The organism is Bacillus sp. FSL K6-3176 (assembly GCF_038003325.1).
In the GTDB taxonomy this organism is placed as follows: domain Bacteria; phylum Bacillota; class Bacilli; order Bacillales; family Bacillaceae; genus Bacillus; species Bacillus altitudinis.
Genome location: NZ_JBBOOX010000001.1, coordinates 1,829,897 through 1,856,747, shown reverse-complemented (window position 1 = coordinate 1,856,747; position 26,851 = coordinate 1,829,897). Strand labels below are relative to the sequence as shown.

The following is a 26,851-nucleotide window of genomic DNA, read 5'->3' as shown; positions in this document are numbered from 1 at the left end:
CGCTTTATTTATGTGTTATTCTTCAAATATCTTTAGTAAACATTTAGTCAAAAATGATGAGGAGTTTACCTATGACTACACTCAAAGATATTGCTCATGATGCAAAAGTATCCGTCTCTACTGTATCCCGTGTGTTAAATGGCGACCAAACGCTTGCCGTTTCACACGCAACAAGACAAAACATCCTCGACATAGCCAAGAAATTAAACTATACCCCCGTCAGAGCAAGAAAAGCCAATCAAGTAGAAGTAAAAAGCCCACCCGCCTCCCCAGTCATCGGTGTCGTTGTCGCCCAATCCATTGACGAAGAATTAAATGATCCTTTTTTTTCATCGATTCGAAAAGGAATTGAAAAAGAATATGCCAAACGAGGTCTGTCCACTCTCCATACCTTTCGCCTAAGAAACATGGATAAAGGGGTGATACTAAAGGATATTGACGGTTTGATTGTCATTGGACGAATCAGCCCTGATACGGTTGAAAAGATGACAAACCGAATGGAACATATCGTTTTCATCAATCATTATGCGGATGAAGATTTGTATGATTGTGTACATGTGGATTTTGTCAGGGCGGCAGATCGTGCCATTCGTCATCTGCAATCTCTCGGCTATACACATCTAGGCTATATTGGCGGGAAAGAGAGGGAGCATTATTTCGAAGGAAATGCTGTGATTGAGGACGAAAGACAAACAACTTTTATCAAAAGAATGCAAGAAGCGGGAACTCTTCATATGAATGACATCCACATAGGCGAATATTCGATGCAAGAAGGCTACTCGCTTATGCAAAAAGCCATTCAGAAAGGAAATCTTCCAGAAGCCTTTTTTATCGGAAGTGACTCTATGGCAATAGGCGCTATGCGTGCGCTACATGAAGCCGGTCGTCGTGTACCTCAAGATGTCTCAATCGTGGGGTTTAATGATATCGAAGCCGCTTCCTTTTCAAGCCCGCCGCTCACAACGGTCAAAGTATATACAGAAGAAATGGGGGAAGTGGGTCTAAAGCTTTTGCTTGAGCGGATAGAAGGAAGAAAGCTTCCCCTAAAAGTCGTCGTGCCAACAAAGCTCATGCAAAGAGGCAGCACATGCCCAATCCATGAAAGGGGGTGAATAAGCATTTCAGTAAACAAAAAAGAGACAAAAAAGCAGGAAGGAAGCTGCTGAGCATGATGGCCAGATCATGCTGAAAACAACGCAGTTTACCCAATTGCTCTCTTATCTCTTTGAAAAGAATAGAATTCCAGTATAATGGACTTCTTTTGTTTCCGCAACTGCATGAATTCTACCGATAATCGTCTGAATTTTCAGTGATCAAAAGGAGGAAACGATGAGTAAAAAAATTCTGATGCTGTGTGCAGCTCTAGTTTTGTCGATAATCTTGTCTGCTTGTGGCAATAACGGTGCGTCTGAAGCAAACGGAAAAGTGACCTTGACTCTATTCTCTACAATGAGCAACAGCGGGGAGAGAAAGGCATTTGAAGAAGTGATCCGTGACTTTGAAAAAGAACATCAAAACATCCGAATTGATGCCAACTTCCCTGGCAACAGCTATGAAGATATGATACGCGTCAAAATGGGCGCAAACGACATGCCAGACCTATTTGATACACACGGCTGGGCCAAGCTGCGATATAGCGAATACGTGGCTGATCTAAAGGAGATGGACTGGGTAAAACAACTCGATCCTTCACTCGATCAAATTTTAAAAGACAAAGATGGCAAAGTCTATGCTTATCCGCTGAATCAAGCAAAAGACGGACTTAGTTTTAATGCCAATCTATTAAAAGAATATGGCATTAAAGTTCCTAAAACACTGGATGAACTGGAAAGTGCTTTACAAACTGTCAAAGAAAAAAGTAAAGGGGACGTTGTGCCGCTCTGGATCCCAGGAGGCGATAATTCAAATATTGCCCAAGTCTTTGATGAGCTGGCAACGCCTTTACTCATTACCGATCAAAAACATCAATACGGAAAAGACCTTGAAAATGGATCATTTGATTGGTCTCACTATACACCGCTTGCACAGTTTATGAAGGAGCTGAAAGATCAAGACCTTTTAAACAAAGATGTACTCACTGCGAAACTATCCCAAGCACCTGAGCTGATGGCACAAAACAAAATCGCTTTCACCTTTGTGGGAGGATCTTTAGGACCTGAGGCGACTGAACTCAATCAATCGATCAAAGTAGGCACCATGCCCGTACCAGCTATTCATGAAGGAGATGAGCAAAGCTGGATTGGCGGGGAACGCTTTACTGTCGCGGCATGGAAAGACTCAAAGCATCTAAAAGAAGCAAAACAATTCATTGACTTTTTAGCAAAGCCTGAAAACGCAAAGAAAATCGCAGAAGGCACATCCTCTGAAACGGCTTTAAAAGAAGTCAAAGCCAAAAACTATTACTCTACATTTTACGAGCAATATGAAGATATTAAGATTGAACCCTATTTTGATCGAAAATACTTACCGAGCGGCATGTGGGCTGTCATGGCAACGACCGGTCAAGAATTATTAGCAGGCTCCATCACACCGGAACAATTATCGAAGAAAATGGAAGAGGAATATAAGCGTCTGAAAAAACAATAGCAGGCTCATGCTGAAACAGGAGTGAAGCCAATGAGTGACATCACAAAAGAAAAACAGGCGGCGACATTTACCTCTTTTCCAAAACAGAAGATGAAAAATAGCCAAAATTCTTCACTTTGGTGGATGTATCTGCCTGCTGTTCTCGTTGTCAGTGCCTTTATCATTTATCCCTTTTTTAACGGGATTCAGCTCTCTTTTACAAATTGGAACGGTTTCTCACAACAGTATGAGTGGATCGGACTGGATCAATACAAACGACTACTGCAAGATCCAACCACATGGCTTGTTGTGAAAAATACCCTTCTTTACGGCATCGGGAGCACCATCTTACAAAATATGATTGGTCTTGGATATGCACTCTTATTAAATCAAAGTTTAAAAATGAGAGCCATCACAAGAACGGTGATCTATTTACCCGTCATGATCAGCCCGATTGCTATGGGCTATATTTGGTATTTTGTCTTTGCGTACCAAGGTGGTGCTTTAAACGACGTTGTTACCTTTTTTGGATTTGATCCAATGAACGCACTTGGTAATCCGCAGCTAAACACTTGGATCATTGTGTTTGTGAATACGTATCAATTCGTCGGGATTGCCATGATCATTTATTTAGCAGGACTCCAAAGCATACCTAAAGATTATTATGAAGCAGCACAACTCGATGGCGCTTCAGGTCTTCAGCAATTTTGGCGCATCACATTACCGCTTTTAATGCCATCTATCACCATCAATGTTGTGCTCAATGTGATCGGTGGACTTAAATTATTTGATGTCATTGTCGCCCTCACTGGCGGAGGACCCGGAGATTCCTCGCAATCGATGTCGACTTTTATGTACGATTTGTATTTCAAACGGCAGGATGCAGGCTATGCAGCGACGCAAGGTGTCTTCATGGCTATTATCATCCTTGTCGTTAGTGTCGCAGCGCTCATTTATTTCAAACGAAAGGAGACCGAGGTGTGATGGATAACGCCTATAAACGAAAGAAAAGATGGTACTCCTTACTCGCCCTTTTGATCACATTGCTGCACCTGATTCCATTTTATATTTTAGTCACGACCTCTCTAAAGGGGATAGGAGATTTTAGCTCAAAATGGTTGTTCCCATCAACGCTTCATTTTGAAAACTTTCTGATGGCATGGACAGATGCTCAGCTTGGCCAGTCCTTTTTGAATACAGTGATCATTACGTTCAGCTCGGCTGCCCTACTCATCATCTTTGGATCACTTGCCGCCTATCCGCTTGCAAGAAGAGGAACAAAGCTGAATCAAGCGGTGTATCTCTTATTCATTGCCATTATGGTCATACCGCCGCTCACAGCCCTTGTCCCTTTATACAAAATGGTTGTACAAATTGGCATGATGAATACTTATCAAATCGCTATTTTAAACAATGTTGCTGCTTTTTTGCCACTGACGATTTTTCTATATGCCGGTTTTATCCGGTCGACGATACCAAAGGAGCTTGAAGAAGCCGCTCGTATTGATGGCGCGGGAACACTCAGAGTCTTTTTCACCGTCGTTTTTCCGCTGCTGAAGCCGATTACCGCTTCTGTTTTAATCATTGCCTGTGTGTATATTTGGAACGACTATCAATTTGCCATCTTCTTCTTGCAAGATAAAGAGATGCATACACTTACAGTCGCCTTATCCAATTTCTTTGGTCAAAATCAACACCAGCTCCAGCTCGTTGGCGCCGCTGCTCTTATTGCGATGCTGCCAATGGTCACGATGTTTTTACTGTTGCAAAAATACTTTATTGCAGGGCTGTCTCAAGGCTCTGTTAAAGGGTAATCCAACCTTGATGTAAAAAGGAGTGTCGTCTATGTCTAAAATTACATTTATCGGTGCAGGAAGTACCGTGTTTGCTAAAAATATATTAGGAGATTGTTTGTTCGTTCCCGCACTTGCTGGCTTTGAATTTGCGTTATATGATATCGACCATAACCGGCTGAAAGAATCAGAAACGATGCTACGTCACTTAAAAGAGAACTACGGTGCACATGTGACCATTCAGTCGTATCACAACCGGAAAGAAGCCTTAAAGAATGCGAAATATGTCATCAATGCCATCCAGGTAGGAGGCTATCAGCCAAGCACTGTTATTGATTTTGAGATTCCAAAAAAATATGGATTAAGACAAACGATTGCGGATACGGTTGGCATCGGCGGTATTTTCCGCTCCCTTCGAACCATTCCCGTGATGCTGGACTTCGCAAAGGATATGGAAGAAGTATGTCCACACGCCTTATTATTAAATTACACGAATCCAATGGCCACACTGACTGGCGCTATGCTGCGTTATACTCGGGTTCAAACGGTTGGTCTTTGCCATAGCGTACAGGTGTGTACGAAAGATTTATTTCAATCACTTGAAATGGACCATGAAGGCATTGAAGAAAAAATTGCCGGCATTAACCACATGGCATGGTTATTAGAAGTGAAACGGGACGGTCAAGACTTGTATCCAGAAATCAAAGCAAGAGCAAAAGAAAAACAAAAAACGCGGCATCCTGATATGGTTCGTTTTGAACTAATGGATAAATTCGGCTACTATGTCACCGAATCCTCAGAGCACAATGCAGAATATCATCCGTATTTTATCAAATCTCGTTATCCAGAACTGATTGGACAGTTTAACATTCCGCTCGATGAATACCCACGACGCTGCGAGGAACAAATCAACAATTGGAATACGATGAAACATGACCTTGTGGGAAACACACAAATCACGCATACGCGCTCTAAAGAATATGGTTCACGTATCATTGAAGCGATTGAAACGAACGTTCCCTTTAAATTTGGTGGAAATGTACTGAACACAGGAGGACTCATTCACAACCTTCCTGAAAAAGCCTGTGTGGAAGTGCCATGTGTTGCAGACCGGAGCGGTATCATGCCATGTTATATCGGAGAGATACCTGAACAATTGGCTGGACTCAACCGGACCAATATCAGCTCACAGCTCATGACGATTGAAGCTGCAATCAGCGGCAAAAAAGAACACATTTACCAAGCGGCATTATTAGACCCGCATACAAGTGCTGAATTATCAATTGATGACACCATCAAACTATGTAATGAATTAATTGAAGCACACGGGGAGATGCTCCCGGCTTATACAGAGCCAAGTCAATACGCAATTTCTTCTAAATAACTAACATAAACAGTCTTAACCTGATGCACCTGGCATCAGGTTTTTTTAGATCAACAAACTGATCATTGACTGGAAGCGTTTTTAATATTATGATTTTTTAAAGTTAACCAACAGTTAACCAAAAATATATCATCAATTGATTAACATGATCATGACACACAGACAAAACGACCTAAAAGGGGGACAGATCTGCGGAACCAAAAGAGCTAGAAGGTATAGACTTCACATGTTTTATCAGAACGTAAAGCAAAATTGTGGTTTCATTTGACAAAGAGTGTATACAGATGAAGGCCCCTTAGATGAGACAATGACGATAAATCAACACACGATTGCATCACAATCCAAACAAAGAGGAGAGAGGGAACATGACCAAAACAGATGTACAAACGTTGAAAAATTATATTGGCGGACAATGGGTGGACGCCGAAACGAACCAAACGGAAGCTGTTTATAATCCAGCTACTGGCGAAGTCATCGCAGAAGTACCACTTTCAACAAAAACGGATGTAGAACATGCAGTCCAGGCAGCACAAGAAGCGTTCACCACTTGGTCTAAAACAGCTGTTCCCCGGCGCGCACGTATCTTATTTAAATACCAACAGTTACTCGTAGAGAAATGGGATGAGTTAGCTGAACTTGTCACGCTGGAAAACGGAAAAAGTGTAACAGAAGCAAAAGGAGAGGTGCAGCGAGGAATTGAATGTGTGGAATTTGCCGCTGGTGCACCAACCTTAATGATGGGGAAACAACTGCCTGATATTGCGACTGGTCTAGAGTCTGGCATGTACCGCTACCCAATTGGCGTCATCGGCGGCATTACCCCGTTTAACTTTCCGATGATGGTCCCATGCTGGATGTTCCCGCTTGCCATCGCTTGCGGAAATACATTTGTTTTAAAGCCTTCAGAACGGACGCCAATCCTTGCTGCACGGTTAGCAGAACTATTTGAAGAAGCGGGACTTCCAAAAGGTGTGCTCAACATTGTCAATGGCGCTCACGATGTAGTAAACGGTCTGCTTGAACATGAAAAGGTAAAAGCCATTTCGTTTGTCGGCTCTCAGCCAGTCGCAGAATACGTCTATAAAAAAGGGACATCACATGGTAAACGTGTACAAGCACTTGCCGGTGCAAAAAATCACTCTATCGTCTTGAAAGATGCTGATTTAGAATCAGCCACAAAACAAATCATTGGCGCTGCTTTTGGATCAGCAGGTGAACGCTGCATGGCAGCAGCCGTTGTCGCAGTGGAAGAAGACGTGGCAGACGACTTGATTCAACAATTGGTCGATGAATCCAACCAGCTTGTCATAGGAAACGGAATAAATAAAGATGTCTTTCTCGGACCAGTCATTCGGAAGGAGCATAAAGAACGAACTCTTCAATATATCCAATCAGGAATTGAAGAAGGCGCAAGCCTGATTCGTGATGGCAGACAAGATAAAGAAATAAATGGAGAAGGGTATTTTGTCGGACCAACGATCTTTGATCATGTCACAAATCAAATGAAAATCTGGCAGGACGAGATTTTTGCCCCAGTTTTATCCATTGTCCGTGTCTCATCACTCGCAGAAGCAATCGACCTGTCCAATCAATCAAAATTCGCAAACGGTGCCTGCCTATACACAGACAGCGCTTCAAGCATAAGAGAATTTCGTGAAAACATCGAAGCCGGCATGTTAGGCATTAACATTGGTGTTCCTGCTCCAATGGCTTTCTTCCCATTTTCCGGCTGGAAAGATTCCTTCTACGGAGACTTGCACGCCAATGGAACAGACGGAGTAGAGTTTTACACGAGAAAGAAAATGGTGACCGCTCGGTATATGTAGCGTACATTTATTGAACATTGAGAAAGAATGCAGCTCCAAAATGGAGACTGCATTTTTTTGTTGTCTTCTAGTTAAAAAGTAAGGGTTTTCATTGTACTCTTTACAGGGATTCGCAGGGAGAAATCATTCTTTGTATTCATTCTTCATCACGAAACATCAACATAATTTGAAATTGGGCCTAAACCCCAATATCAGGAAGATGAAAACAGGAGGAAATGACTCGATGAGGACGAGGATGAAGTGCAGCGTTTGTTTATTGATTTTCACTTTGGTACTGAGTTGTTTGCCAGTATATGAAGCGCATGCGGCAAGCACACCAATTGCCAAGCAAGTAGGAAATGCAAACCCGCTCATTGATCATCACTTAGGAGCAGACCCGTTTGCGCTTACCTATAACGGAAGAGTGTACCTTTATATGTCGAGTGATGACTATGAATATCAAAGCAACGGAACGATTAAGGACAATTCATTTGCAAATCTGAATAGAGTATTCGTCATCTCTTCGGCGGATATGGTCAACTGGACCGATCACGGAGCGATTCCAGTAGCGGGGGCAAATGGGGCAAACGGCGGCAGAGGCATTGCCAAATGGGCAGGCGCATCATGGGCCCCATCAGCAGCGGTAAAGAAGATCAACGGAAAGGATAAATTTTTCCTTTATTTCGCTAACAGCGGCGGAGGGATTGGAGTCCTTACAGCAGACAGCCCGATTGGTCCATGGACTGATCCAATTGGAAAAGCGCTCGTTACGCCAAGTACACCTGGCATGTCTGGAGTTGTATGGCTTTTTGATCCGGCCGTATTTGTAGATGATGACGGTACTGGTTATCTATATGCCGGCGGTGGCGTTCCAGGCGGTTCCAATCCAACGCAGGGACAATGGGCAAATCCTAAAACAGCAAGAGTCCTGAAGCTAGGTGCTGATATGACAAGTGTGGCCAGTAGCGCATCCACCATTGATGCTCCTTTTATGTTTGAAGATTCAGGGATGCATAAGTATAACGGTACCTATTACTATTCCTATTGCATCAATTTTGGCGGCTCACATCCTGCTGATAAACCACCCGGTGAAATCGGCTATATGACGAGTTCAAGCCCGATGGGACCCTTCACGTATAAAGGACACTTTCTGAAAAATCCGGGTGCTTTTTTTGGTGGCGGCGGTAACAACCATCATGCGGTGTTCAATTTTAAAAACGAGTGGTATGTCGTGTATCATACGCAAACCGTTAGCTCTGCATTATACGGAAGCGGCAAAGGCTATCGCTCTCCACATATTAACAAGCTTGTGCATAATGCAGATGGCTCCCTTCGAGAAGTAGCAGCCAATTATGAAGGGGTGAAACAGCTATCTAATCTGAATCCATATCAACGTGTTGAAGCTGAAACATTCGCTTGGAATGGACGCATTTTGACAGAAGCCTCGTCAGCACCAGGAGGACCAGTGAATAACCAGCATGTCACCAATATTCAAAATGGCGATTGGGTGGCTTTAGGGAATGTAGACTTTGGTTCAAATGGCGCTAGAACATTTAAAGCCAATGTCGCATCGACAGTAGGCGGGAAAATAGAAGTACGACTTGGAAGCGCGAACGGCAGACTGGTCGGTACACTGAATGTACCTTCCACCGGTGGAACACAAAACTGGCGGGAAATAGAAACAGCGATTAACGGCGCATCCGGTGTGCACAACGTATTTTTTGTCTTTACCGGAACAGGCGGGGGAAATCTATTCCAATTTGATTCTTGGCAGTTTACTCAAAGGTAGCGAATAAAGGTGCTTAAATGTTTGATAGAGGAGTGGGGAATTTGATGTCATGTATAAAAAAACCAATGCTTGCTTTATTGGTGTGTTTCACCATGCTGTCTGTCATGTTCATAGGACCTGGAGTAGCTGAAGTATCAGCAGCTGACGCAAACATTAACCTTAATGCAGAAAGACAAGTGATTCGTGGTTTTGGCGGAATGAACCATCCAGCTTGGATTGGTGATTTGACAGCGCCACAAAGGGAGACTGCCTTTGGCAATGGACAAAATCAGTTAGGGTTTTCCATTCTTAGAATTTATGTAGACGAAAACAGAAACAATTGGAGCAGAGAAGTTGCGACGGCCAAACGAGCGATCGAGCATGGTGCTCTAGTCATTGCTTCCCCTTGGAATCCTCCAAGCAGTATGGTTGAAACATTTAACCGGAATGGATCACCTGCCAAGCGGCTTAAATACAATCAATACGCAGCATATGCTCAGCATCTGAATGATTTTGTCACTTACATGAAAAACAACGGAGTCAATCTTTATGCCATTTCTGTTCAAAACGAGCCCGATTATGCACACGAATGGACATGGTGGACACCTCAGGAAATCTTGCGTTTCATGAGAGAAAATGCCGGTTCCATTAATGCACGTGTGATTGCACCAGAATCCTTTCAATACCTTAAGAATATCTCAGATCCTATCTTAAACGATCCACAGGCGCTAAGGAATATGGACATTCTCGGCGCTCATCTATACGGAACCCAAATTAGCCAGCTTCCGTACCCTCTTTTCAAACAAAAAGGGGCAGGGAAAGAGCTATGGATGACAGAGGTCTACTACCCGAATAGTGATAACAATTCAGCGGACCGCTGGCCTGAGGCATTAGGGGTATCAGAGCATATTCACCATTCAATGGTGGAAGGGGACTTTCAGGCGTATGTGTGGTGGTACATCCGGAGATCATACGGTCCTATGAAAGAAGATGGAATGATTAGCAAGCGCGGATACAACATGGCGCATTTCTCCAAGTTTGTGCGTCCAGGGTACGTCAGAATTGATGCAACGAAAAGCCCTGAATCAAATGTTTTCGTCTCAGCTTATAAAGGAAACAATCAGGTCGTCATTGTGGCGATTAATAAAAACAATGCAGGGGTCAATCAACACTTCGTCGTGCAAAATGGCTCTGTTTCTCAGGCGTCTAGATGGGTGACGAGCGGCAGCAGCAACCTTCAACCTGGAACTGACTTAAACATATCAGGAAATCAATTTTGGGCTCATCTCCCTGCTCAAAGTGTGACAACATTTGTGGTCAAACGCTAGAGAAACACGAAAAGCCAATTTTCTCATTAAAAAAGAAAATTGGCTTTTTTCTGTGTAAATAGAAAGTTGATTTTTCACGACGTCAACACTTTGGGTATAATAATAACAATGACTTCAGGAGAGTGATCATTATGCCAAAGGTTCAAAGCAAAGTATTGATTATAGATGACGAAAAAGAAATTTTAGAATTAATCCATACCGTATTAACAAGAGAAGGCATTGACCAGGTGTTAACAGCTTCAACTGCCCGTGATGGGCTCACGCAATTTCATCAAGAACAACCAGATCTCGTCATACTGGATATTATGCTGCCAGACGGAGAAGGCTACGATATTTGCAAACAAATCAGAGATGTCTCGCATGTTCCGATTATCTTTTTATCAGCAAAGGGAGAGGAATCAGACAAAATTGTAGGACTTGCCATTGGCGGCGATGATTACATTACAAAACCGTTCAGTCCAAAAGAAGTCGCCTACCGGGTAAAAGCCCAGCTAAGACGGTCATCATACGTACAGCCTTCTCAAGCGGAGCCCGTGATCAAAAAAGGACCATTTGAGTTAAACGAGCAGCAAGCCGAACTGACGAAAAACGGTGCGGCGATTGAACTCACTCGGAAAGAACTTATGTTGATGACTTATTTCATGCAGCATCCGAATCGCGTCATCAGTAAAGAAACGCTTTATCAAACGGTTTGGGGAGAGGATTTCTTCGGTTCTGATAATACGGTAATGGTTCATATACGAAGACTGCGGGAAAAAATAGAACATTCCCCATCTACACCAGAATTTCTCGTGACGGTCAAAGGACTTGGCTATAAATTTGTTGTAAAGGATGCGTAAAGATGAAATGGCGATTAACAGGCAGATACATGGTCTCTGTCATTATCGTGACCATTATCACGGTCTTTATTAACTTATTTGGATTCATGATATGGCTTGTACTACAAGCAAGCAGTCAGCAAAACGAAGAAAATACGCCGGAAACCTTCACAAGAACATTTGAACAATACATCACCTTGTCTAATCAAAATATCACTGTGAGTAAAGAAGGACAGCAAGCCTTAAAACAACAAAATGCGTGGATTCAAATATTAGACGAAAATGGACAAGACGTCTATCATGCACTAGCACCTAAAGGCTTAAAGAGCAAATACACACCTATAGAAATTGTAAACTTACATAAATATAAAGATAAGCAATTGATGTCGACGATCTATGCTGGAGGGAAAAATGGAAAGGGTAAGGAATACAGCTACTTCATCGGATTTAAGGACCCTTCCATCGGAAAATATTTATTTTCTTTTGATACGAAAGAATTAATATCGCAATTCAATATCGGGACGATGATTTTATTATCGATTGATGCCATCATTGCCTTATTCATTGGATACTTATTCAGCCGGCAACTCATCAAACCGCTCGGCCGTGCCATTTATGGCATCCAGCGGCTCACAAACGGAGATTATACGACAAAGCTGCCAACGAAGGGGATATATAAAGATGTGTTCTATAATGTCAATCACTTATCCGAGCAGCTCGCTTCAAGCCAAAAAGAAAAAGACAAATTAGAGCAAATGCGAGAAGAGTGGATCAGTCATATTTCTCATGATATTAAAACACCATTATCCTCGATTCAAGGCTATGCAGAAATCATGAAAGATCCAAATTATCCTCTTTCAAATCAAGACATTAGACATTATGCCAGCATCATAGAGAATAAATCATTGTACATCAAAGATGTGATGGAGGATCTCAATTTAACAACAAGGCTGAAAAATAACGACGTGATGCTGCATAAAGAACTGGTGAACATTGTGCCATTGCTGCGTGAAACGTTAATTGATATCCTCAACGATTCGAGATATGCAGATCAGACCATTGAGCTGCAAACGAATGTAGACAAGCTTATGCTGAATATTGATACGATCCTCATAAGAAGAGCGGTCACCAATCTCATTTTAAATGCCCTTGTTCACAATGATGCTGATGTGAAAATCATTGTACAGCTTGAACAAAAAGAACATACCCACATCACCATTCAAGACAACGGCAAAGGAATTGAAGAGGCAGAGCTAGAAAAAGTGTTTGACCGCTACTATAGAGGGACGAATACAGGAGGGACACATGCAGGCTCAGGTCTTGGAATGGCGATTGCAAAAGATATCATCCAAAAACACGGGGGAGATATTACAATACAAAGTATAATAGGAGAAGGAACAACGATTGATATCCAATTACCCGCTTAAACGGACATACAAAAAACGGTTCTGCTCAATCACAGAACCGTTTTTTCTAACCCTTATTCTGAAAACACTTTAATGCCTTTCACAATGTTCCAAATGAAGAAGTAGATCGCCACAAGGAATGTCACAGCATACGTTGCAATTAAGAACGGACCAGCATGACTGATATCGTTCATGCCAAGTAAACCAGAACCGGCAATACCAAGACCGAAAATCAAATAAGGAATAATATGTGTCCATAGTGATTTTTTCGCATGGTATTTCACTTCGTCTTTTCCTAAGAAATAAACGATAATCGGAAATAGAAACGGTGCAAAAAAGATACTGAAGTAACATAATGAAGACAAAATTTTATTTTCTCTCAAAGCTTTTCACCTCTATGATTGATTTAGAAGAGGGGACCATTTGACTCATCCCTCAATTCCTTACAAACCCATTGTACAACCTCAACCTTAACTCGTATTAATCCGAACCTTACAGCAACCTTAAATATGTTAAACTGTAAAAAGACAAGGAAAGATAAAATGATTCTGGGTATTTTAATCTATTTTTTCAGAAAAAATAGTTGACTTTGGTCATCCGTCTATTTAAAATAAAGTCGTAACCGATGCAGGAGTGTTACTGATATGATCAGGCACCACCAAGTCAGGTAAACAGATTGTACATTTGTACGTTGTTTGCTGAGATTTTGGTGTTTTTTTATGCTTTTTTAGCATTTTAGGTAAGGTGGGATGAGGATGTTCACCGTCGTTAAAGTTTTAAATAATAATATCGTATTAGCTCTAACAGAGGCTCAAAATGAAGTCGTTGTGTTTGGAACAGGAATAGGTTTTAAAAAGAAGAAAGGTGATACACTTGATGAGAGCGCTGTCAGTAAGACATTTTATTCTGATCAGACGTCTCCATTAGAATCTCAACTTGCCGCTATCCCAACTGATATCCTTTTATTAACTGAAAAAATCATTCGCGTAGGCGAAGAGATGTTGAATAAGAAGTTAGGTTCCAGCGCGCTCTTTTCGCTATCCGATCATCTCACCTTCGCTATTCAAAGGCACGAAGAAAAAATGGCGTATGAAAACCCCATTGTGTGGGAAATTCCACATCTCTATTTTCAAGAATATCAAGTCGGGAAAAAAGCACTGACAATTATTCAAAAGATGATGGGCATTTCTTTTGAAGATACTGAAGCTTCACTCATTGCCCTGCATTTTGTAAACGCTCAAATAGATGGTCAGTCTATGGGAGACACCATTAAGATGACTCACCTGACGAAAGAAATCGTCAAAATCATTCAAAATATTTTCGAGATGATATTGGATAAATCATCCATTAATTATTCGAGGTTTATTACCCACTTGAGATATTTTATTGTCAGGCAGGAAACCAATCAACCACCGCAGCAGATGGATGACTCGTTAAAAGAATTAATACAGGATCGTTATATGAAGAGTTATGCCTGCGGATTGATCATCAAAGAAATGTTAAAACGAGAATTCAATTGGAATGTGACAGAAGACGAACTTGTTTTTTTAGTCATCCATATTGAGCGAATCACAAAGGAACACCAAAAAAATAAATGATTTCTTTTAGGCGTGTTATGAAAAAGCATTAACCTAAACAAATCTCCATGAGAAAGAATGATCTTTTCTATGGTGGATTTTGTTTAGGTTTTTTTGTGAAAATGAAGGGGTGAAAGCATGGAAAACAAAGAATTGGCTGGAAAAATTGTAAAATTAATTGGTGGAACCGAAAATATATCTCAAAGTTGGCATTGTATCACACGGCTAAGATTTAATCTCAACGATGAAAGTCAGGTAAAAGTAGATGAGCTGAAAACATTAGATGGTGTTTTAGGTGCTCAATTCCAAAGTGGACAGTTCCAAGTCATTATTGGAGCAAAGGTAGCAGAGGTTTATGAGGAAATCGATCATCTAGCCGGTCATAGTAGCAATAATTCTGCTCCTGTTAAAAACACGTCAAAGATGAACCCAATTGAAGTCGTATTCGATGTGATCAGCGGGATTTTCACACCTATTTTGCCAGCGATTGTTGGTAGTGGATTGATCAAAGGAATCATGGCACTGTTCGTTAGCTTAGGCTGGCTGACGGAGACAAGTTCTACCTATCAAGTACTTCAAATTTTTTCAAATGCTGTCTTTTACTTTTTACCTTTCCTCATTGCTTATTCGGCAGCGAAGAAATTTAAAACGCGAGAATCTCTTGCGCTCGCATTAGCAGGGATTTTACTATATCCAACGATGATCGAAGGTGCAGCAAAAGGAGCAGATCCATTAAATTTTTTAGGGTTAAGTATTCCACTAAATAATTACACATCTTCTGTATTACCAATTATTTTAGGTGTGCTATTACTAAGTTTTGTCGATAAGTGGATAACAAAAGCGATCCCAAAATCTTTAAGTATCGTATTTACACCGGTACTGAGCCTGATGATCACGGCTCCTCTTACACTGGCTTTTATCGCTCCTATTGGGAACGTTTCTGGGCAATATTTAGAAATCTTTTTCACTTCTTTGTTCAATTTCGCTGGTCCGATTGCCGGTTTATTAATGGGGGGCCTTATGCCACTCATTGTGTTAACTGGAATGCATTACGCATTCTTCCCAAGCACGTTAGCCAGCTTTGAAAAAGTGGGTTACGATATCATGCTGCTTCCGATGAATTTCATTGCGAATATGGCACAAGCAGGCGCTGTGTTAGGTGTCATCATCCGCACCAAGCGGGTAGAAACAAGGTCTTTAGCACTTTCAACATTGCTTCCTAGTTTCTTCGGGATCACAGAACCAGCCATTTATGGAGTCACACTTAGACTAAAAAAACCTTTTTATGCTTCATTAATTGGCGGCGCAGTCGGTGGATGTTTTTACGGTTTATTTTCAGTTAAAACGACAGCCTTTTCGATCCCAGGCATTACTTCACTGCCAACTTACATTATGAAAGGGACAAATAATTTCCAGCTGGCTCTGATTGGAATCGCCCTTAGCTTCATCGTGTCACTTCTCATCACCATTCTCCTTGGATTTCAGGAGTCTGTCACGGCTTTTAATGAGCAAGCTGCAGAAAAGCCAAATCACACTGAGAGTACAGAGAATCAACAAATGTCTAAGCAAACAAACCCTTATGAAGTTCAAGCACCTATGAGTGGAAAGGTCATTCCTTTATCTGAAGTGAATGATTCCGTGTTCTCAAGTGAAATGATGGGGAAGGGAGTCGCAATTTTGCCTGATAAGGGGGTGGTACAAGCACCGTTCTCAGGAAAAGTAGTGACTGTTACACCTACTAAACATGCCATCGGACTCGTTTCAGATGATGGGATTGAATTATTGATCCACGTGGGGATTGATACGGTCAGCCTAAACGGCCAATTCTTTGATGTACTGGTAAAAGAGGGCGATAAGATAAAGACGGGGGATCATTTATTATCGTTTGATATAGAAGGCATTCAATCAAACCATTTAGATGTAGTGACACCTATAATCGTCACAAATTCAACGCAATACCTTGATGTGATTCATACAGGTGACACTCATGTCACCGCAGGTCAAAATAAGCTCTTAATGCTTATTCACTAATATAAAGAGAAGGGATGATTGAAATGAAAGAATTAAAAAAAGGATTTTCAGATGATTTTTTATGGGGTGGCGCAACTGCTGCCAATCAAATAGAGGGCGCATACTTAGAAGGTGGCAAGGGCCTGTCGACATCAGACTTTGCTGCATATAAAGATCCTTATGAAAAAGGAAAAGTGAACAACTTTACTTTCGATGTGAGTTCAGCTGAATTAACAAGATACAAGGAACAACCCGATGAATTTGATTTCCCGAAAAGACGCGGAATCGATTTTTACCATCGATATGAAGAGGATATTGCACTATTTGCAGAGATGGGCTTTAAAGTGTTTCGCTTGTCTATTTCATGGGCAAGAATCTTTCCAACTGGTTTAGAAGACAAGCCGAACGAAGAAGGATTGGCTTTTTACGATAACGTATTTGATGAGTGTGCGAAATATGGAATTGAACCGTTAGTCACGATGTCTCACTATGAAATGCCGATTACTTTAACAGAGAAATATAATGGCTGGATGAGTAGAGAGCTTGTCCCGTTGTTTGAAAAATATGCCCGTGCCATTTTAGAAAGATATAAAAATAAAGTGAAGTATTGGATTACATTCAATGAAATGAATATGAACCTCAACAGCCTTTACACCGGTGCTGGAATTTTAGAGGACCTAGTAGACCATAAATTACAGGCTGCGTATCAAGCATCACATCATCAATTTATCGCCAGCGCTCTCACTGTGAAGGCTGCAAAAGAAATCATTCCAAATGTCCAAATTGGCTGTATGATAAACCAAATTGAAGCCTATGCAAAAACAACGAAACCAGAGGACCAGCTGCAAGCGGTAAAATCGAACCAATTGAATATGTTCTATCCGGATGTTCAAGCTAGAGGTGAATATCCAACATACATGGTGAAATATTTTGCTGACAACGACATCAAACTTGATATCGAAGAGCAGGATGAGCAAATTTTGAAAGAGGGCATCGTTGATTTTGTGGCGATCAGCTACTATATGTCCCACGTAGCAGAAGCCCGAGAAGATGCAGCCGAGCTAGCGGGTACATTTGATAGTCCAATTAAAAATGAGCATTTGGAGTTATCACAATGGGATTGGCCAATTGATCCAATGGGGCTGCGCATTTCATTAATTAAACTGTATGACAGATACCAAAAACCTTTATTTGTTTGTGAAAACGGACTTGGCGCAAGAGATACATTGACACCAGACAGAGAAATTCACGACGATTATCGAATTGATTATTTAAAACAACATATTGAACAGATGAAAGAAGCAGTCAAAGAAGGTGTCGACTTAATGGGGTATACACCATGGGGTTGTATTGACTTAATTAGCTGCGGAACATCTCAAATGAGTAAACGCTATGGTTTGATCTATGTAGATCAAGACGACAGAGGGAATGGGACATTAAATCGTTACAAAAAAGATTCCTTCTACTGGTACAAAAAAGTGATTGCAACAAATGGGGAAGATTTATCATAATCCAGATAGAATGATGATGACACCATTGCATCCGCCTTAATTGGCCGGGTACGATGGTGTTTTTTTGTTTACCGAAAAGTAACCTCAATTATGTCATAGCAAGCGCTAGAGATCTCTTTGCTACAATCATTTGATAACAAAAGTTGGCCGAAAAATGTTTCACCTTGACCTTGAAGTATAGTTCAACCTTTATAATGTACATATAGTAAAAAAAATAATAAAAAAGGAGTAACGATGGAGTTGATGACTAGAGGAGAACTTGCCAAAAAAACAGGAGTAAGTCCTGCCGCAATTCGTTACTATGAAGAGCACAACATATTACCTGCTCCAAGACGACGTTCAAACGGTTACAGATTCTATACAGACGACTATGTTGTGAAAATTCAATTGATCAAAGATGCGAAAACGCTCGGTTATTCATTAAAGGAAATAGCTGAAATTATGGACATGCTAAGTCAAGACATAGACCTTGATACCCTAAGACAAATTGTCCATCTTAAACATGAAGAAATTGAAAAGAAAATTAAAAGCCTTCGTCTCATTCAAGACCTTTTATCTAACTTATTAAAAACCCCTGAAAAAAAAGTACAAGTCTACTTGGAATCATTTCGTGTTCCGAAGCAGGATGATCAATAAACCTATTGGGTGAAGGAGAGAAAAAAATGAGTGTAGAAATGTATCATGGTGAACGTTCTAAAGAAAGTATTCAATTTGAAACATTATTCGCTTCGCAAAGTAATAAAGAGAGTTTCTCTAGTATCGAACAGACAAAAAAATTTCTTGAGCAAAAAGGAATTGAAAATACACAGCCTTATGCCATTGGAGATGATGTGAAGTTAATCAGTGAGGTACAAGAGCAGACATTCGAAGGCATGCAAGTTTTCACATTGAATGAACAAGCATCACAAAATCAAAAAGTCATTCTCTATCTACATGGTGGTGCGTGGACAAATCAGCCTTTGAATGTCCATTGGTGGTTCATGGATAAAATGGCGCAATCACTAGGTGCGAAAGTAGTCGCTCCTATTTACCCAAAAGTACCTCATTATAGCAACCAGGATACGTATCCGAAAATGCTTAACCTATATAAAGACCTTCTGAAAACTGCTGGAAGTGCCAATCAATTGACGATCATGGGAGATTCAGCTGGCGGAAACATCTCACTTGGTCTTGCGCACCTTTTAAAGAAAGAGGATCTGCCGCAGCCGAAGGATATCGTGTTACTATCTGCGTGTGTGGATATGAGTATGAGCAACCCTCTCATATTTGAATATGCAAAAAAAGATCCGATTCTAGGTCATGAAGGAATGGGAGTCATCACAAAATTGTGGGCAGCTGATCAAAGTCTCACAGACCCATTGATTAGTCCGATTTACGGTGACTTTAAAGGGCTCGGGAAGATCACTCATTTTATCGGAACACATGATATGTTATATCCAGATGCCATAAAGCTCGATGAAAAACTATCAGCACAAGGAATGGACATCAAAACCTTTGTTTATCCTGAAATGCTGCATGTGTTTGTTGTCATGCCAATTCCAGAAGCGGCAGATGCTCTGAAGAAAATCATTCAAGTGATCAATCGATAGGGATTCAGTTCACACCTAGAAAGGGTAAATGTTCTGATGTAAATAAGGGAAAAGGTTGCTTACTTGAAAGCAGCCTTTTTCAATTGAATATGAAATAAATTCAAAATGGCCATTCACTACAGATTAAACGGTCTTTTGGCTGGTTAGTAAAGGAGAGTGAAGTTCAGTTCATCACCTCATGTTTGATATAATACATACGAGCAGTGAGGCGAAAGGGGAAACGCGATGAAAACGTTTGATCTATCACAAGAAGATATCGAATTAATAGACGAAGCAAAAAAGAAGATAATCAGTCTTTATGAAGATGACAAGCATCATGTAGGAGCAGCTATCCGGATGAAAACAGGAGAAATCATATCAGCTGTCCATATAGAAGCCTATATCGGACGGGTAACTGTTTGTGCAGAAGCCATTGCGATTGGCAGCGCTTTATCGAATGGATACAAAGATTTTGATACAATTGTTGCAGTGAGACACCCTTATTCAGATGAAAAAGATAGAAGAATTAGAGTAGTCAGCCCTTGTGGCATCTGCCGAGAGCTCATTTCAGACTTTGGACCAACATGTTTTGTCATCCTTGATATGGATGGGGAGCTGGTCAAGGTGAAAATCGAAGAACTCATTCCGCTCAAATATACTAGAAGCTGATGTACGACATAAAGATAAAGTAGGAAAAGGGATGTAGCAAACGTTACATGTGATCCTTGCTACATCCAAGATGACTGAAAAAGCGTCCAACAAAAGCGGCCCCATGTATGTTCTCCATATATTTCGTGTTAAAAATATACTGTTCCATTTGTTCAAGCTTCCGCAGACTGCGTACTAGTATTTTACGATCATCGTCAGAAAGAGTAGGATCATCATCATCTATCTTCTCCAAGGCCTTTTTCACACGTGCAGATACATGTTCAACATATAAATGGTTTTTGGATGCTGGCGGAATACATACCGCTAGGTCACAGCCTAAAAAACGAACACCATCAAGGGTGCAGTTTTCAAAATTGGCGATCAGCTTTTGTTTGCCATTTCCCTCAAACGTTATATCTATTAGCTTACCAGCAAAGGTACAATTGACGATGTTCGCTGCCTGTAAAACACGGTCATTGAATCTACAATTAGAGAAAGTACAATCGATAAACGTAGCATTCTCCAATGTCATACCCCTCATATCGCAGGAAGAAAATTCGCAATTGGTGAAGACAGCTTCGTTTTTGCCAATGCCCACAGAGCGCAAGTCTGAATGACTAAAAGTACAATGATCAATCGTACTACCGGCAAAAAATCTCGCATTCGTCAGATCACACGTATCAAATACAAGATGATCCAAGTGACAGCTCCAAAAAATAGGAAAACGAATATTTGAGTTGATGATTGTCGTTCTGCTGATTGTTTCGTTTTCATACCTGGTCACATCAGAAAATGCTTCGTTGTCTACTGATATACCAGACTCAAGTCTTCTCATCGCTATCACCCTATCATTTCTTCAGAAATTTTTCACCATCATGATGTTCATTCAGCAAGTTCATTTTCCATCAGCTCTTGTCTTTGACTCAAGATTATATCACAATACGATATGCGTTTAATGGACCTTTTGTGATATGAGGAATGTCAGAATTAATATCACAGATTTTCGCATTGATGTCTATTATGCCAAAGCTAGTGATTCGTTTAGCGTGCATATCGTGATATGTTTCAGCGGTTTCTTTTGTTTTGAATAAGTAGATTCCCTATCGGGGTCAGCTTGTATACATTCTTTGACTGAACACTAAGGTAAATCACAAAAACCTAAACAAAATCCACCGTCATAAACAATGGGTATTTGTTTAGGTTTTTTAGCGATTGGATCGTTTTCGAAGAACTAGGCATGAGACAGCGAATACTGAGAAAACGCCCGCCGATCCAGCAGCAAACACCAGCTCAAATTGTTCTGGTTTCGGTTTGAATAACAAAGGGACTGAAAGAATGAGCGCAGCACCACTAAAGCTTAATCCTAATATCAACATGGCCAATAATTTATTCATAGAAACACCTCTTACACTTAGAGTGAGAACAATGGAGACCTACTGATCTAAGTATCATTGTTATGATTCGACAACCTTTAACCGTCCTAAATGGAGTGTATCATATGATGGTAGGAGATTGTTTTTTTTCATGAAAACACAATCGTACAACAAACAACTTTAAACGAACACCGTTCTTTACGAACGGTGTTCGTTATAATATAAATGAAATGAAATTTAAAACGCTTTCCACAAAGGGATGAGGAGATGCAGAAGATGACGTCATTATCTAAGAATCAAAAGCAAATCGCTATCATCGGAGGAGGACCTGGGGGACTAACACTTGCCTTAATTTTGCAAAATTACGGTATACAAACAACCATTTATGAACGAGAGATGCATGACAAGAGCCTTGAACGAGGCGGCTCACTGGATATTCACGAAGAAACAGGTCAAAATGCCTTAAAAGAAGCAGAAGTTTATGAGAAATTTCAAAAGAACGCCCGCTATGAAGGGGAAGATTTCCGATTACTTGATAAATCAGGAAGAATTTATTTAGATGAAGAAACGGAATCAGATCAAACAGGTACTCGCCCGGAAATTGATCGTGGTGTGTTATGTGAACTACTGTTAGAACAAATTGATGCTGAAACCATCAAATATGGGTATAAACTAGAAAGATGCGTTTCATTAGAAAGTGGTATGACAGAGCTTCATTTTGAAAACGGAGTTGTCGAAACAGTTGACCTTTTGATTGGGGCTGATGGTGCTTTTTCTCGTGTGCGTCCTCTGTTAACAGATATTGAGATTGAATACTCTGGGCTCACGATGCTAGAACTGAATGTCTTAAGCGTAGAGGAGAAACACCCTGATTTAGCTGAATTTAATAAACGAGGTAAGATGTTTGCTTTGGCAGACCACAAAGGACTGATTGGGCAGTTAAACGGAGATGGCCGAATCAAAGTGTATGCAAGCCTTATGGTAGAACGCAACTGGATCGAGACTTGTGGTATACCGTTTCATCAAGCGAAAGAAGCAAAAGAACAATTATTAGCGTTATTTAGTGATTGGGATGATCAGCTGAAAAATTATATTCGTTATGCAGAAGATGCCATCATTCCAAGACGGATTTATACGCTTCCTGTCGGTTTCAAATGGAATCGTCATAAAGGAGTAACGCTTATCGGTGATGCAGCTCACGTCATGTCGCCATTCGCAGGCGAGGGTGTGAACATGGCGATGTTTGATGCAAGGGAGCTAGCACTTGCTATTGTCCGACATTCTCATCATTTTGAAAAGGCGATTGAAGAATACGAAGACATGATGTACGAATATTCATCGAAAAAAGCTAATGAATCGGAGAATAGTTTAAAACTGTGTTTTTCAAATGACGCTGCGGTCAAGCTTGCAAATATGATGAATTCTTTTCAAAAGGATGATGATTGATGCTCAATTTACTATTTTACTTTGACATGTTATAAAGAGAGTATGAACAATTCAAATCGTCGTATGATCAGTCGCCGGTCTCGGCCGGCTAAAGAACCCTTAAGCCGTGAGCTTATTGTGAAAACGGCCTATGAGCTTCTTAAGGAGCATGGGATAGAGGGCATGAGTATGCGTAAGGTGGCTAAAGCACTCGATACGGGACCTGCATCCTTGTATGTCTACGTGAACAATGTTCAAGAACTCAGTGCTTACGTATTGGATTATGGTCTCGGACAAATGGTCTATCCAGATTCAAAGGATAGCACATGGAAAGAACAGTTATTCGACCTATTGCATACTTATTTCCTCCTGCTATTCGAAAAACCTGGTCTCGCTGAAATTTCTCTTTCCACCATTCCACAAGGAACGAACTTTATTCAGTTGACCGAACGTATTCTCGCTGCATTGCATGAAGGCGGGATCAAATCTACATCTGCAGCATGGGGAGTAGACCTATTGCTGTTATACGTATCTTCTGTAGCATACGAAAAGGTCTCTTGGAAGAAACAAGGCTCTTCACAGATTTCAGACGCAAAAAAAGCATTTCTTCAAGCAGACAAAACGCAGTTTCCTTTCATTCATCGTGTAAAAGAAGAAATGTTTGCAGGTGATACCGTATCAATGGAACGGTTCCGATGGGGAATTGACGTCATTTTGTATGGCATCCAGCAGGAAGACAATTAGAAAGGAGCACAAGCAAAAAGCAGTCAATGGCTGCTTTTTTTATATGATGATTTTCATATTTGTGATCTTGTGAGCATTACAATATATAAATAAATCTATATATTGTTTTTATATATAAAAAATTATATAATCTAGTGGAATAAAAAAATGAGGTGCTTAGGCATGGAACATATTAAAAAGTTATTAGAGAGTTATATTCCTTTAGCAAAATCTACTGCAAAAATGTTTGGACCAAATTGTGAAGTGGTGATTCATGATTTAACGAATCCTCAAGCATCTGTCATGTTTACAGTAAATAACCATGTGACAGGAAGAGAAATCGGCCAATCATTTGATCATCTAGTCAAGACTGTATTACAATCAGAAGATTTTAAAGAAGATTATCTGGCTGGTTATACATTTGTAACAGAAGATAAGCGTACGATTCGTTCTTCGACTTCATTAATACGTGATTCAAAGCAAAAAGTGATCGGTGCTTTCTGTATCAATTTTGATGTTGAAGCACTGAATCAAATGCAGCAATTTATGGATACTTTTCTTACTACACAAGTGGAAGCTCAAGAGAAAGAAACAACATCAAATGATGATCTTGAAAATGTGGAAGAAATAGTAGATCAATTGATTCAACAAATCATTCAAAACAGTGTTCACCCAGTCATGAAACGTCATGAAAAAATTGAACTAATCAAATTTATGGATGAAAAGGGCATTTTTTTAATGAAAGGATCTGTTGAGAAGGTCGCATCTATGTTAGGTATTTCCAAAGTAACCGTCTATAGCTATTTGGATGAAATCAAAAATAAATCGAGGTAAGGAGTGTCAAAATGGAAAGCATACTCGAGGTAGGAAATCTAAAATCAAACGGACACTATGCATTCGCAACCATTCATCAAAACACGGTCTATGTGTCAGGACAATTTGCCATCAATCCTGAAACGACAGAAAAAGAGTTCGGCCCCATTGAAAAAGAGACATTACAAGCGCTTAAGAATGTAGAGATGATTGTAGAGGCTGCTGGAAGTCAAAAAGAAAAGATTTTGCGCATGACATTATACATTTCAGATATTGAATTATGGGACAAAGTAGATGCGGTTTATACTGAATTTTTCGGTGAACATAAACCAGCACGTACGATTGTACCAACGAATGAATTACATTTTGGTTTCAAAATTGAAATGGATGCCATTGCCTATATTTAGAATATTTTTTTGACCACCCTATATAAAAAATTATATTTTATATAAAAAAATATTCAAAGGGGTAGATGATGAATGAATCAATTAATTTGTAACCATTGCGGGGAAAAATATGAGATGACACCAACTCTATGGAAATGTGATTGTGGTGGAGTATTCAATCTAGTGAAAGATACCCCGAAAATAGACGTCACAGCTTGGGATCACTATCCAAATTCATTGTGGCGTTATGTTGAAACCATGCCATTTCAAAAAGATTCTAAGACGTGGGAAACTGTGACAATGGGGGAGGGCCAATCTCCTTTAATCGTTCTAGATCCTAATGAGCCAAACACTTATGTAAAAGTTGATTATATGATGCCGACACTATCATTTAAAGACCGTGGAGCAGCTGTGTTAATGACAAAAGCTAAGGAATTAGGGGTAACAAAAGTCATTGCTGATAGCAGCGGGAATGCAGGAACGGCAATTGCTGCGTATGCGGCGCGTTGTGGTATTGCCTGTGACATCTATCTAAGTGATCAAACGTCACCTAAAAAAGTCGCTCAAATAAAAGCCCACGGAGCAACGATTAAAGAAATTCATGGTACACGAGAGGACATTGCAGCTGCGGCCCAAAAGGCAGTAGACGAGGAAAACGTTTTTTATGCAAGCCATGTCTATAACCCTTATTTTTTCGAAGGTACAAAAACATACGCCTATGAAATCTTTGAGCAACTAAAAGGAGCACCGGATGCTTTAATCATTCCGGTTGGAAACGGCACTCTGCTGCTCGGTGCGTATTATGGCTTTAAAGAGTTATTTGAAAATGGTCTCATTCATAAAATACCGAAAATTGTTGCTGTCCAAGCGAAAAACTGCGCACCCCTTGTGAAAGCCTATCAAAATGAAGAAGAATCAGCATCACCTGTCACAAATAAAGGGACTGTAGCAGAAGGGATCGCTATTGCTGCCCCAGCGCGTTCTAAACAAATTTTAGAAGCTGTATACAAGACGAATGGTACGTTTATTGATATTGAAGAAGAAGAAATTATACATGCACGCTCTAAACTGAGTGAGAAAGGATTTTATGTCGAAGTGACATCTGCCATCAATTTTGCGGGTTACATGAAATATCAAAAGGAATCAGAAGAAACCATTATCATACCTCTTTGTGGGGCAGGGATTAAATCAAAATAACCTTAGGACTCTGGTAGAATAGAGCGTTGCGTGCCTCGTTGTCCTATTATAGGTTCAATCAGGAGTAATATTTGCGAAATGAATTTAGATGATATGGAGGGATTTGGCGGGGACATACCCCTTTGAAAACTTTACAGATGACATCATTCCTTTGCTGGATCTTTCGGATTCTGATAGTTACTTAATGCCAGATGTTTGTAAGACTGTTGCAGTTAGATTACGTCAACTGATCCACAATTGGCCTGATATGATATAGATAAGAAGAACGCTCTCTATCTGGCAGAAGAAATGGAGTTAGCGCATCAACAAAATGAGCCAATCGGATTGATATAAGATGAGAAGAAAGCTACTTTAGAAAGCATGTTTAAACTGTAGTAGCTTTCTTTCCACTCTACCTAATTATTTTTCATTTGTTCCTCTCCCCAATAGCATATCTCATCTAATACAGGCATCAGTGATAAACCCTTTTCAGATAAACTATATTCTACTTTTGGAGGCACTTGGGGATATTCTTTACGATGAATTAAGTGATCCGCCTCAAGCTCTTTTAGTGTATTGGTTAATGTTTTAAAAGAAATCGTTCCGAGCTTACGTTTCAGCTGATTATAGCGAACAGGACCATCGTTTGAATATAAAGCATACAGAACTGGCATTTTATATTTCCCACCAATTAATGACAAAGTATACCCAAAACCAGTATCTTTTAGCTCAGCTTTCGTCTGGAAGGACTCCTCATTCATTTTATACTCTCCT

Annotated in this window: 26 protein-coding genes; 21 read left to right on the top strand and 5 right to left on the bottom strand. The window is 40.4% G+C overall.

Annotated elements, in window-relative coordinates:
• Positions 1–71 precede the first annotated feature (71 nt).
• The 10 genes from MHB38_RS09565 (at position 72) to MHB38_RS09520 (ending at position 12,888) form a co-directional block, all read left to right on the top strand.
• Positions 72–1,112 carry a LacI family DNA-binding transcriptional regulator gene (locus MHB38_RS09565; protein WP_341003185.1) on the top strand — a complete coding sequence of 347 codons (1,041 nt, stop codon included), beginning with the start codon at positions 72–74 and terminating at the stop codon, positions 1,110–1,112.
• Positions 1,113–1,329: 217 nt separating this feature from the next.
• Complete coding sequence (locus MHB38_RS09560; RefSeq protein ID WP_341003183.1) at positions 1,330–2,586, top strand: ABC transporter substrate-binding protein; 1,257 nt, start codon at positions 1,330–1,332, stop codon at positions 2,584–2,586.
• 30 nt (positions 2,587–2,616) lie between these two features.
• Positions 2,617–3,549: a carbohydrate ABC transporter permease gene (locus MHB38_RS09555; protein WP_007499266.1), complete on the top strand. Its 933-nt coding sequence runs from the start codon at positions 2,617–2,619 to the stop codon at positions 3,547–3,549.
• The gene (locus MHB38_RS09550) at positions 3,549–4,379 is read left to right on the top strand and encodes a carbohydrate ABC transporter permease (protein WP_007499267.1); all 831 of its coding nucleotides are present in this window, start codon (positions 3,549–3,551) and stop codon (positions 4,377–4,379) included. The genes MHB38_RS09555 and MHB38_RS09550 overlap by 1 nt, the downstream gene beginning before the upstream one ends.
• Positions 4,380–4,410: 31 nt before the next feature.
• Entirely contained in the window at positions 4,411–5,742 is a 1,332-nt protein-coding gene (locus MHB38_RS09545) for an alpha-glucosidase/alpha-galactosidase (RefSeq protein WP_007499268.1), read from the top strand.
• 365 nt (positions 5,743–6,107) lie between these two features.
• Positions 6,108–7,568 (top strand): CoA-acylating methylmalonate-semialdehyde dehydrogenase, encoded by a 1,461-nt coding sequence (locus MHB38_RS09540; RefSeq protein WP_046527323.1) that lies wholly within the window; start codon positions 6,108–6,110, stop codon positions 7,566–7,568.
• Positions 7,569–7,791: 223 nt separating this feature from the next.
• On the top strand, positions 7,792–9,336 hold the full coding sequence (locus MHB38_RS09535; RefSeq protein ID WP_046527322.1) for a glycoside hydrolase family 43 protein: 1,545 nt from the start codon (positions 7,792–7,794) through the stop codon (positions 9,334–9,336).
• A gap of 41 nt (positions 9,337–9,377) precedes the next feature.
• Positions 9,378–10,643: a glycoside hydrolase family 30 beta sandwich domain-containing protein gene (locus MHB38_RS09530; RefSeq protein ID WP_025207427.1), complete on the top strand. Its 1,266-nt coding sequence runs from the start codon at positions 9,378–9,380 to the stop codon at positions 10,641–10,643.
• 131 nt (positions 10,644–10,774) lie between these two features.
• Positions 10,775–11,482 (top strand): response regulator transcription factor, encoded by a 708-nt coding sequence (locus MHB38_RS09525; protein ID WP_202734420.1) that lies wholly within the window; start codon positions 10,775–10,777, stop codon positions 11,480–11,482.
• A 2-nt stretch (positions 11,483–11,484) separates the two neighbouring features.
• The gene (locus MHB38_RS09520) at positions 11,485–12,888 is read left to right on the top strand and encodes a sensor histidine kinase (protein WP_017359555.1); all 1,404 of its coding nucleotides are present in this window, start codon (positions 11,485–11,487) and stop codon (positions 12,886–12,888) included.
• A 53-nt stretch (positions 12,889–12,941) separates the two neighbouring features.
• On the opposite strand, the gene MHB38_RS09515 is transcribed toward MHB38_RS09520, so the two are convergent.
• Positions 12,942–13,250: a DUF4870 domain-containing protein gene (locus tag MHB38_RS09515; RefSeq protein ID WP_007499277.1), complete on the bottom strand. Its 309-nt coding sequence runs from the start codon at positions 13,248–13,250 to the stop codon at positions 12,942–12,944.
• 372 nt (positions 13,251–13,622) lie between these two features.
• On the opposite strand from MHB38_RS09515, the gene MHB38_RS09510 reads away from it, so the two are divergent.
• The 6 genes from MHB38_RS09510 to MHB38_RS09485 all read left to right on the top strand — a co-directional run bounded on the left by MHB38_RS09510 (position 13,623) and on the right by MHB38_RS09485 (position 20,202).
• Complete coding sequence (locus MHB38_RS09510; protein ID WP_008343748.1) at positions 13,623–14,465, top strand: PRD domain-containing protein; 843 nt, start codon at positions 13,623–13,625, stop codon at positions 14,463–14,465.
• Positions 14,466–14,582: 117 nt separating this feature from the next.
• Positions 14,583–16,475, top strand: coding sequence for a beta-glucoside-specific PTS transporter subunit IIABC (locus MHB38_RS09505; RefSeq protein ID WP_135227037.1), 1,893 nt, complete (start codon positions 14,583–14,585; stop codon positions 16,473–16,475).
• 14 nt (positions 16,476–16,489) lie between these two features.
• Positions 16,490–17,965, top strand: a complete 1,476-nt coding sequence (locus tag MHB38_RS09500; protein ID WP_058213716.1) for a glycoside hydrolase family 1 protein — start codon at positions 16,490–16,492, stop codon at positions 17,963–17,965.
• A 234-nt stretch (positions 17,966–18,199) separates the two neighbouring features.
• Complete coding sequence (locus tag MHB38_RS09495) at positions 18,200–18,601, top strand: MerR family transcriptional regulator (RefSeq protein ID WP_017367349.1); 402 nt, start codon at positions 18,200–18,202, stop codon at positions 18,599–18,601.
• A gap of 26 nt (positions 18,602–18,627) precedes the next feature.
• Entirely contained in the window at positions 18,628–19,554 is a 927-nt protein-coding gene (locus MHB38_RS09490) for an alpha/beta hydrolase fold domain-containing protein (protein WP_048001471.1), read from the top strand.
• Positions 19,555–19,779: 225 nt separating this feature from the next.
• Positions 19,780–20,202: a cytidine deaminase gene (locus MHB38_RS09485; RefSeq protein WP_017367347.1), complete on the top strand. Its 423-nt coding sequence runs from the start codon at positions 19,780–19,782 to the stop codon at positions 20,200–20,202.
• A 43-nt stretch (positions 20,203–20,245) separates the two neighbouring features.
• Here MHB38_RS09485 and MHB38_RS09480 read toward each other — a convergent pair whose 3' ends face one another.
• The 3 genes from MHB38_RS09480 to MHB38_RS09470 form a co-directional block, all read right to left on the bottom strand.
• A complete protein-coding gene (locus MHB38_RS09480) occupies positions 20,246–21,016 on the bottom strand; it encodes a pentapeptide repeat-containing protein (protein WP_341003169.1) in 771 nt (256 codons plus the stop codon).
• 94 nt (positions 21,017–21,110) lie between these two features.
• Positions 21,111–21,278, bottom strand: coding sequence for a YdhR family protein (locus MHB38_RS09475; RefSeq protein WP_135227075.1), 168 nt, complete (start codon positions 21,276–21,278; stop codon positions 21,111–21,113).
• A 108-nt stretch (positions 21,279–21,386) separates the two neighbouring features.
• A complete protein-coding gene (locus MHB38_RS09470; RefSeq protein ID WP_108611257.1) occupies positions 21,387–21,575 on the bottom strand; it encodes a hypothetical protein in 189 nt (62 codons plus the stop codon).
• A gap of 255 nt (positions 21,576–21,830) precedes the next feature.
• Here MHB38_RS09470 and MHB38_RS09465 point away from each other — a divergent pair, with 255 nt between their 5' ends.
• The 5 genes from MHB38_RS09465 to MHB38_RS09445 all read left to right on the top strand — a co-directional run bounded on the left by MHB38_RS09465 (position 21,831) and on the right by MHB38_RS09445 (position 26,098).
• Complete coding sequence (locus MHB38_RS09465) at positions 21,831–23,000, top strand: FAD-dependent oxidoreductase (protein WP_202734422.1); 1,170 nt, start codon at positions 21,831–21,833, stop codon at positions 22,998–23,000.
• Positions 23,001–23,063: 63 nt separating this feature from the next.
• Positions 23,064–23,723, top strand: a complete 660-nt coding sequence (locus MHB38_RS09460) for a TetR/AcrR family transcriptional regulator (protein ID WP_202734698.1) — start codon at positions 23,064–23,066, stop codon at positions 23,721–23,723.
• A gap of 162 nt (positions 23,724–23,885) precedes the next feature.
• A complete protein-coding gene (locus MHB38_RS09455; RefSeq protein WP_046343659.1) occupies positions 23,886–24,536 on the top strand; it encodes a helix-turn-helix transcriptional regulator in 651 nt (216 codons plus the stop codon).
• 11 nt (positions 24,537–24,547) lie between these two features.
• Entirely contained in the window at positions 24,548–24,922 is a 375-nt protein-coding gene (locus MHB38_RS09450; RefSeq protein WP_017367342.1) for a RidA family protein, read from the top strand.
• 72 nt (positions 24,923–24,994) lie between these two features.
• Complete coding sequence (locus MHB38_RS09445) at positions 24,995–26,098, top strand: threonine synthase (RefSeq protein WP_048001473.1); 1,104 nt, start codon at positions 24,995–24,997, stop codon at positions 26,096–26,098.
• Between the two features lie 395 nt (positions 26,099–26,493).
• Here MHB38_RS09445 and MHB38_RS09440 read toward each other — a convergent pair whose 3' ends face one another.
• Positions 26,494–26,838 carry a winged helix-turn-helix transcriptional regulator gene (locus MHB38_RS09440; RefSeq protein WP_017359567.1) on the bottom strand — a complete coding sequence of 115 codons (345 nt, stop codon included), beginning with the start codon at positions 26,836–26,838 and terminating at the stop codon, positions 26,494–26,496.
• Between the last annotated feature and the right edge of the window lie 13 nt (positions 26,839–26,851).

Bases quoted from the DNA above. Each gene is read 5' to 3' on its own strand.
- MHB38_RS09500 (WP_058213716.1), top strand. From the start codon at position 16,490: ATGATTGAAATGAAAGAATTAAAAAAAGGATTTTCAGATGATTTTTTA.
- MHB38_RS09520 (WP_017359555.1), top strand. From the start codon at position 11,485: ATGAAATGGCGATTAACAGGCAGATACATGGTCTCTGTCATTATCGTG.
- MHB38_RS09540 (WP_046527323.1), top strand. From the start codon at position 6,108: ATGACCAAAACAGATGTACAAACGTTGAAAAATTATATTGGCGGACAA.
- MHB38_RS09485 (WP_017367347.1), top strand. From the start codon at position 19,780: ATGAAAACGTTTGATCTATCACAAGAAGATATCGAATTAATAGACGAA.
- MHB38_RS09510 (WP_008343748.1), top strand. From the start codon at position 13,623: ATGTTCACCGTCGTTAAAGTTTTAAATAATAATATCGTATTAGCTCTA.
- MHB38_RS09555 (WP_007499266.1), top strand. From the start codon at position 2,617: ATGAGTGACATCACAAAAGAAAAACAGGCGGCGACATTTACCTCTTTT.
- MHB38_RS09565 (WP_341003185.1), top strand. From the start codon at position 72: ATGACTACACTCAAAGATATTGCTCATGATGCAAAAGTATCCGTCTCT.
- MHB38_RS09490 (WP_048001471.1), top strand. From the start codon at position 18,628: ATGAGTGTAGAAATGTATCATGGTGAACGTTCTAAAGAAAGTATTCAA.
- MHB38_RS09455 (WP_046343659.1), top strand. From the start codon at position 23,886: ATGGAACATATTAAAAAGTTATTAGAGAGTTATATTCCTTTAGCAAAA.
- MHB38_RS09445 (WP_048001473.1), top strand. From the start codon at position 24,995: ATGAATCAATTAATTTGTAACCATTGCGGGGAAAAATATGAGATGACA.
- MHB38_RS09460 (WP_202734698.1), top strand. From the start codon at position 23,064: ATGATCAGTCGCCGGTCTCGGCCGGCTAAAGAACCCTTAAGCCGTGAG.
- MHB38_RS09470 (WP_108611257.1), bottom strand. From the start codon at position 21,575: ATGAATAAATTATTGGCCATGTTGATATTAGGATTAAGCTTTAGTGGT.
- MHB38_RS09535 (WP_046527322.1), top strand. From the start codon at position 7,792: ATGAGGACGAGGATGAAGTGCAGCGTTTGTTTATTGATTTTCACTTTG.
- MHB38_RS09545 (WP_007499268.1), top strand. From the start codon at position 4,411: ATGTCTAAAATTACATTTATCGGTGCAGGAAGTACCGTGTTTGCTAAA.
- MHB38_RS09440 (WP_017359567.1), bottom strand. From the start codon at position 26,838: ATGAATGAGGAGTCCTTCCAGACGAAAGCTGAGCTAAAAGATACTGGT.
- MHB38_RS09480 (WP_341003169.1), bottom strand. From the start codon at position 21,016: ATGAGAAGACTTGAGTCTGGTATATCAGTAGACAACGAAGCATTTTCT.
- MHB38_RS09505 (WP_135227037.1), top strand. From the start codon at position 14,583: ATGGAAAACAAAGAATTGGCTGGAAAAATTGTAAAATTAATTGGTGGA.
- MHB38_RS09465 (WP_202734422.1), top strand. From the start codon at position 21,831: ATGACGTCATTATCTAAGAATCAAAAGCAAATCGCTATCATCGGAGGA.
- MHB38_RS09450 (WP_017367342.1), top strand. From the start codon at position 24,548: ATGGAAAGCATACTCGAGGTAGGAAATCTAAAATCAAACGGACACTAT.
- MHB38_RS09525 (WP_202734420.1), top strand. From the start codon at position 10,775: ATGCCAAAGGTTCAAAGCAAAGTATTGATTATAGATGACGAAAAAGAA.
- MHB38_RS09550 (WP_007499267.1), top strand. From the start codon at position 3,549: ATGGATAACGCCTATAAACGAAAGAAAAGATGGTACTCCTTACTCGCC.
- MHB38_RS09495 (WP_017367349.1), top strand. From the start codon at position 18,200: ATGGAGTTGATGACTAGAGGAGAACTTGCCAAAAAAACAGGAGTAAGT.
- MHB38_RS09560 (WP_341003183.1), top strand. From the start codon at position 1,330: ATGAGTAAAAAAATTCTGATGCTGTGTGCAGCTCTAGTTTTGTCGATA.